We start from the raw sequence: 6,437 nt of genomic DNA on the forward strand, positions 1-6,437 counted from the left end.
ATAAAAAGCCCCGCCGGAACGATCCGGCGGGGCTTTTGCTTGTGACCTTTTGCTTGTGACGAGCCGCAGGCTTAGGCCCTGCCGTAAAGTGGCACCAGCGTGCCGCTGATGGCCATGTTGGCCGGCGAGGCAAGATAGGCAATGGCTTCGGCCGCCGCTTCAAGGCTGACCCATCTGCTGAAATCTGCGTTCGGCATGTCAGCCCGGTTGGCCGGTGTGTCGAGCGTCGAGGGCGCCACGGCATTGACCAGGATGCCGTTGCCCTTCAGCTCTTCGGCCATCGCCACGGTCATCGCGGCGACCGCCGCCTTGGCGGCAGCGTAGGCCACCTTGCCGGAGCCGCGCCGCGGATCGAGCCCGGCTCGCGCGGTGACATTGACGATGCGGCCCGACACGGAAGATTCCAGCATCGAGCGTATCGCCGCGCGGCAGCACAGGAAGGTGGTGCGGGCGTTGGTGTCCATCATCTCGGCAAAGGAGGCGGGCTCGATCTTCTCGACCGGCGCGGCGGTGAAGCCGCCGGCAAGATGCACCGATGCCCATAAATCTGGAACGCTGGCATAGAAGGCGTCGACCTTGGCAGGGTCGGCAAGGTCGACATTGTGCGCCAGCCTGACGCGGTCATGCGCCGGAAAGGGAAAATGCGCAGGCGCGGCAGCATGGGCATTGGGCACATGGCAGATCGCGCCCTGCTCCAGCAGTTTCCCTACGACCGCGCCGCCAAGCGCACCGGTGCCGCCGGTCACCACGATATGTCTGCCGTCCAGTGTTTCCGTCATATTCGACCGCTCCGTCATTGCGCGCCGCCGATGCGGAAGGTCGCGCCTTTCGCGCGATCACTCAACCGAAATCTCGATGACGTAAGGTCGTCCAGTCGCCCGCGCGCGCCCAAGCGCGTCCGCCAAGCCGCCAGCGCCGGAAATCCGCTCGGCGGCAATGCCATAGGCTTCGGCCAATTTGCAGAAATCCGGCGGTGCCGGGGAGACGCCGACCGGTTCGACGCCGACGTCGAGCATCGAGGTTTCGATCTCGCGGTAGCCACGATTGTTCCAGACGGTGAAGATCACCGGCGCCGCCGCGTCGAGCGCGGCGCCCAGTTCCGGCAGGGTGAACTGGAAGCCGCCATCGCCGGTGAGGCAAACGACCGGCGCCTCAGGCCTGGCAAGGACGGCACCGATCGCCGCCGGCGGGCCATAGCCGAGCGCGCCGAAGCCGGTGGCGGCGTTGAACCAGCCGCCCGGCCGGTCGTGATCGTAGTAGAGGTTGGCGGCGTAGACCGGCTGGGTCGAATCGCCGACGATGATCGCGCCAGGCAGTGCATCACGGATCGTCTCGACGGCGCGCAATTGCGCCTGCATAGCCGGGCCAATCTCGGCAAAGGCCGCTTGCCGCGTCGCGGCGGCGCGAGCGGCGCCGTCGCCCGATTGCGCCTCGCCCGTGCCGAGTTCGGCATGCAGCGCGTCGAGCGCCGCTCCGCAATCGGCCTGGATCGAAATCCGCGCAGGCCGGCGGGCAAGCTGGTCGGCGCCGATGTCGATGCGGATCAGATTGGCGGGCAGGACAAAACCGCCGTCGCCATAGCCATCATAGTCGGTCGGACCGAATTCGGTGCCGGCGGCAATGACCAGGTCGGCATCGGCCATTAGCGCACGCACCGCCTTCAGGCTGGGGCTGGCCGGCACGCCAAGCGGATGGCGATAGAGCAGGCCGCGCGCATTGGCGGTCTGGACGACCGGCGCTCCCAACCTCTCGGCCAGGCGCTGCAACGGCGCTTCGGCAGCTTTGGCGCCGCCGCCGGCCAGGATAAGCGGCCGGCGGGCAGACGCGCATAGCCTTGCCGCCTCTGCAATCGCCGCCACATCCGGCTCGGGCGGCGCTGAATTCCGCAGCAGCGGCACGATGCCGTTGGCAGGCAGGCTCATGACATCGGTCGGGATCTCGATGTGCACCGGACCCGGACGCGAGGATGAAAACAGCGCAAAGGCACGGGCGAGCACGCCGGGCAGTTCGCCGGCCTCGGTGACACGGTGCGAAAACAGCGCCACCTTCTCCATCATGCCGCGCTGGTCCGGCAGTTCATGCAGATGGCCAAGGCCTTTGCCCAGCGTCGGTGTGGCGTTGACGCCCGAGATTACCAGAATCGGCACCGAATCGGCGCGCGCCTGGCCCATGGCGGTGATGGTGTTAGTCAGCCCCGGCCCGGTGATGACGAAGGCGATGCCCGGCTTGCCGCTGGCGCGCGCATAGCCGTCGGCCATGAAGCCGGCGCCCTGCTCGTGGCGCGGCGTGACGTGACGGATCTTCGACCGCGCCAGCCCGCGGTAGAGCTCGACCGTGTGCACGCCGGGAATGCCGAAGACGGTGTCGACGCCGTGCGCTTCGAGCAAGGTGATGAGCGCTTCGCCGATCGTCGTCATTGTCTTAACACCGGGCGTGTGAGGCAGGTCGGGCCGCCCTCGCAGGCAACGCACAGCGCATCGGCCTCGAATGTCGAGACCGTACAGCCAGCGGCCTGCATGGCAGCCGCCGTCTTCGGAAAACCGGCAACGGCGATAACCTGGCGCGGCGCGGTCGGCAGGACGTTCAGGCTGAGCCCATTCGAGGCGAAGAATTCGTCGGCGTCGCCCTCGACCAGCCGAATGCCACGTTCGCGCAGCATCTGATGGAAGGCGACCGGCAGGAGCGGCGCATAGACCAGCGCCAGATCGTCGGCGAGCGGGCTGATCACCGACATCAGGTGCAGGCAGGCCTCCTCGCCCTGCCAGAGCGGCAGGTCGAAGCCGTAGACCTGGATGCCCTTGGGTGAAAGCAGGTTGGAGAGCTGCTGGATGCCGTGCTGATTGGTGCGCACGCCGCGGCCAACGGCCAGCGTGTTTGCATCCACCCACACGCAGTCGCCGCCCTCGACCTGGCCGGGAGCCTCGATACGGCCGAGGACGGGGATGCCCATGCGCCCGTAGGCTGCCTCGTGCAGGCCGGGCTCGGGCCGGCGCAGCGCCTTGCCCATGGCAAGGATGACCGCGCCATGATCGGTCATCAGCGAGGGATCGTGGGTAAAGACAGAATCGGCAAGCCCGTCATCGGCGTCGCTCAGCCATTCGATCTCGGCGCCTGAGGCCGAAATCAGCCTGGCCAACGCTTCGTGCTGGGCCGCCGCCTTTTGCGGATCGAAGCCCGGGCCATAGTGCCAATCCAGTGCTTTGGCTCGATGCATGGCGCTGGCGGCGGAGCGCATCAGCACACGCTGCAGCGGCCCGGCCATCGACTGAGACCCGTATGCTTTGCCCACTAAATTCTCCTGAAACGCGCCCGCCCTGCCAATAGCCACTCGGCTGGCCGTGATCAATGGTCCAAAAACTGCGGTTGACGGAGGCAAGCGGAACGGTCCATCTTGAGAATCGGAACGCTGTCCAGTGACGGGTAATGGGTAAAAAATTCCAGCAAGGACTGCCTCGGCTGCTCCGCGGGGCACCGCGACGATGACAGCGCCGGCCACCGCCCTGAAGCATACGGCGCAGAACGGCGCTGCCGAAGCCATCCACGTCGAGAACCTGCACAAGAATTTCGGCAAACTGCATGTATTGAAGGGCGTTTCGCTGTCGGCGCGCGATGGCGAGGTGATCGCCATCATCGGCGGCAGCGGCTCGGGCAAGTCGACGCTGCTGCGCTGCATCAACTGCCTGGAGAACCCGACCAGCGGCATCATCCGGGTCAATGGCGAAGAGATAAAGCTGAAGGCCGACAGCTACGGCCACACCGTGCCCGCCGACCGCAAGCAGATCGAACGCATCCGCTCCAAACTCGGCATGGTCTTCCAGAACTTCAATCTGTGGAGTCACATGACGTTGATCGAGAACGTCATCGAGGTTCCCGTGCATGTGCTCGGCGTCAAGCGCGATGTGGCGATCGGCGAGGCGGAGAAATTGCTCGCCCGCGTCGGCCTGGCCGAAAAACGCGACGTCTATCCCGCCTATCTGTCGGGCGGCCAACAGCAGCGCGCCGCGATCGCCAGGGCGCTGGCCATCAATCCGCGCGTCATGCTGTTCGATGAGCCGACCTCGGCGCTCGACCCGGAGCTGGTCGGCGAGGTGCTGAAGGTGATCGGCGACCTGGCGCGCGAAGGCCGCACCATGGTGCTGGTCACCCATGAGATGAAGTTTGCCCGCGAGGTCGCGACGCATGTCGTCTACCTCCATAACGGGCTGGTCGAGGAAGAAGGGCCGCCGGAACAGATCTTCGGCGCACCCAAATCCGAAAGGCTGAAGCAGTTTCTGCGCAATGTTGGATGACTTGCGAGAAAAGCAGACGGGAACGTCAAAACCAAAAAACGGGAGAACTGAAAAAATGAAACCTTTTCTCAAAACGGCGCTCGCGGCCACGCTGATCGCATTGTCGAGCGCATTTTCGGCAAGCGCCGAACAGATCAAGGTGGGTTTTTCGCCTGAAGCCTATCCGCCGTTTTACTCGCAGGATGCTTCCGGCAAGTGGGGTGGCTGGGAAGTCGACATCGTCAATGCCATCTGCGGCGAAGCCAAGCTGGATTGCGTATTGACGCCAGTCCCATGGGACGGCCTCATCCCGGCACTTAAGACCAAGAAGATCGATGCGATCATGAATTCGATGTCCATTACCGACGAACGCAAGAAGGAAATCGACTTCTCCGACAAATATTACAACACGCCGACAGCGGTGATCGGCGCCAAGGATCAGAAATTCGATGCGACACCTGAGGGGCTGAAAGCCAAGATAGTCGGCGTTCAGGCATCCACGGTGCACGCCGCCTACGCCAAGAAGCACTTCACCGACGCCGCCGAAATCAAGGAATACCAGACGCAGGACGAGGCAAATCAGGATCTCGGCGCCGGCCGAATCGATGCCACGCAGGCCGATTCGATCGCGCTCGACGCGTTTTTGAAATCGGACCAAGGCAAAGCGTGCTGCGACCTCAAGGGTTATGTCGCGCCCGACCTTGAAGTGCTCGGGCCTGGCGTGGGCGCCGGCATGCGCCAAGGCGACACGGAACTAAAGGACAAGATCAATGCCGCCATCAAGGCCATTCGGGCCAATGGCAAATATGCCGAAATCACCAAGAAGTACTTCGACTTCGACATCTACGGCGGCGAGTCACAGTCCAACTGACGGCAACGGCATCAAGCCGGCATGCCTAGCCGCCGTCGTCGCGGTGGGCATGTCCGGCGTGACGCATCATTGGCGCCTCAACCCGCAAGTCCAGGGGACATAAGCTGAGCGACGTTCTCGCCACCATGTTCGGAGCCAGTTCGCTGGAATTGCTGTCCTTCGAACCGCCGAACGGCAGGGGTCTCAGCCTTCTGCATGGGCTGGCAAACTCCGTCGGAATTGCTTTCGGTTCCTTTGGGGTTGGTCTTTTGATCGGCGTAGGCGGCGCCTATGGCAAGCTCTATGGCGGGCCGGTGGTCCGTGACCTGCTGGAAGTTTACACCACAGTGGTCCGCGCAGTGCCCGAGCTGGTGCTGATCCTGCTGCTTTATTTCGCTGGTACCGACCTCATCAACCAGTTGCTTACCGCGCTCGGCTATGCCGCGATCGACATCAACGGGGTTGTCGCCGGCATAGGCGTGCTCGGGGTCGTGCAGGGCGCCTACTCCACCGAAGTCTTGCGCGGCGCGATCCGCGCCATTCCGCAGGGCCAGATCGAAGCCGCGCGGGCGTATGGAATGCCTCCCGGCCTGCTTCTCAGGCGCATAACGCTGCCGGCGATGCTGCCCTTCGCCATTCCGGGGCTGGCAAATCTGTGGCTGATCGCCACCAAGGACACCGCGCTTCTCGCGATCGTCGGCGTTAATGAACTGACCCAAACCACACGGACGGCCGCCGGCGCGACGAAGGCTTATTTCACCTTCTTCATGGCGGCGGGCGCGCTCTATCTCGCTCTGACCCTCGTCTCCAACGTCGTTATCGGGCGCGTTGAGCGCTGGGCGCGACGCGGCATGCCGTCGATAGCTGGATCGCACTGATGGCGGCCGAAACTCCAGTCATTGACGCCGCCGCACGGGCCTCGCTCTGGATGCGGCCGCACCGCATAGCGCTGATCTTGATCGCGCTGGTTGTCGTACTGGCATCGATTTTTCTCATGCGCTGGGATTGGCTACCCACCTATCTGCCGCTGGCTTTGCAAGGCATATGGCGAACCATCTGGCTGCTTGTGGTAACGTCGGCGCTGGGCATCGCGCTCGCCATTCCCCTCGGCCTTGCGCAGGTGATCGGCCCGCCGATTTTGAGCGTGCCGGCCAAGGTGTTCTGCACGATTATTCGCGGCACGCCGCTGCTGCTCCAGCTGTGGCTGCTCTACTACGGACTGGGCTCGCTGTTTCCGCAATTTCCCTGGATACGCGAGTCGTCCCTCTGGCCCATTCTAAGGCAGGCATGGCCCTACGCCGTTCTTTCTCTGACGATCT

General features: G+C 64.1%; 7 protein-coding genes. 4 read left to right on the plus strand and 3 right to left on the minus strand.

The genetic code is table 11. The annotated features are described in order from the left end of the window. Window positions 1-71: 71 nt before the first annotated feature. Genes NKH70_RS32745 through NKH70_RS32755 form a run of 3 tightly spaced genes read right to left on the minus strand, consistent with a single transcriptional unit; the run spans window position 72 to window position 3,262 of the window. Entirely contained in the window at window positions 72-779 is a 708-nt protein-coding gene (locus NKH70_RS32745; RefSeq protein ID WP_352721542.1) for an SDR family NAD(P)-dependent oxidoreductase, read from the minus strand. Window positions 780-836: 57 nt separating this feature from the next. After that, window positions 837-2,417 (minus strand): 5-guanidino-2-oxopentanoate decarboxylase, encoded by a 1,581-nt coding sequence (locus NKH70_RS32750; protein WP_352721544.1) that lies wholly within the window; start codon window positions 2,415-2,417, stop codon window positions 837-839. Then, window positions 2,414-3,262, minus strand: coding sequence for a dimethylarginine dimethylaminohydrolase family protein (locus NKH70_RS32755; protein WP_352721559.1), 849 nt, complete (start codon window positions 3,260-3,262; stop codon window positions 2,414-2,416). Before NKH70_RS32755 ends, NKH70_RS32750 begins: the two co-directional genes overlap by 4 nt. A gap of 217 nt (window positions 3,263-3,479) precedes the next feature. Between NKH70_RS32755 and NKH70_RS32760 the strand changes: the two genes are divergently transcribed. The 4 genes from NKH70_RS32760 to NKH70_RS32775 form a co-directional block, all read left to right on the plus strand. Then, window positions 3,480-4,289, plus strand: coding sequence for an ABC transporter ATP-binding protein (locus NKH70_RS32760; protein WP_352721545.1), 810 nt, complete (start codon window positions 3,480-3,482; stop codon window positions 4,287-4,289). A 55-nt stretch (window positions 4,290-4,344) separates the two neighbouring features. After that, on the plus strand, window positions 4,345-5,139 hold the full coding sequence (locus NKH70_RS32765; RefSeq protein ID WP_352721547.1) for a transporter substrate-binding domain-containing protein: 795 nt from the start codon (window positions 4,345-4,347) through the stop codon (window positions 5,137-5,139). Window positions 5,140-5,264: 125 nt separating this feature from the next. After that, a complete protein-coding gene (locus NKH70_RS32770; RefSeq protein ID WP_352916684.1) occupies window positions 5,265-5,996 on the plus strand; it encodes an ABC transporter permease in 732 nt (243 codons plus the stop codon). Next, window positions 5,996-6,437: ABC transporter permease subunit (locus NKH70_RS32775; protein ID WP_353027235.1), on the plus strand; the 442-nt coding region annotated here is incomplete at its 3' end. The genes NKH70_RS32770 and NKH70_RS32775, both read left to right, overlap by 1 nt.

The sequence above is a fragment of the Mesorhizobium sp. M0991 genome (genome assembly GCF_040318915.1).
GTDB lineage: Bacteria > Pseudomonadota > Alphaproteobacteria > Rhizobiales > Rhizobiaceae > Mesorhizobium.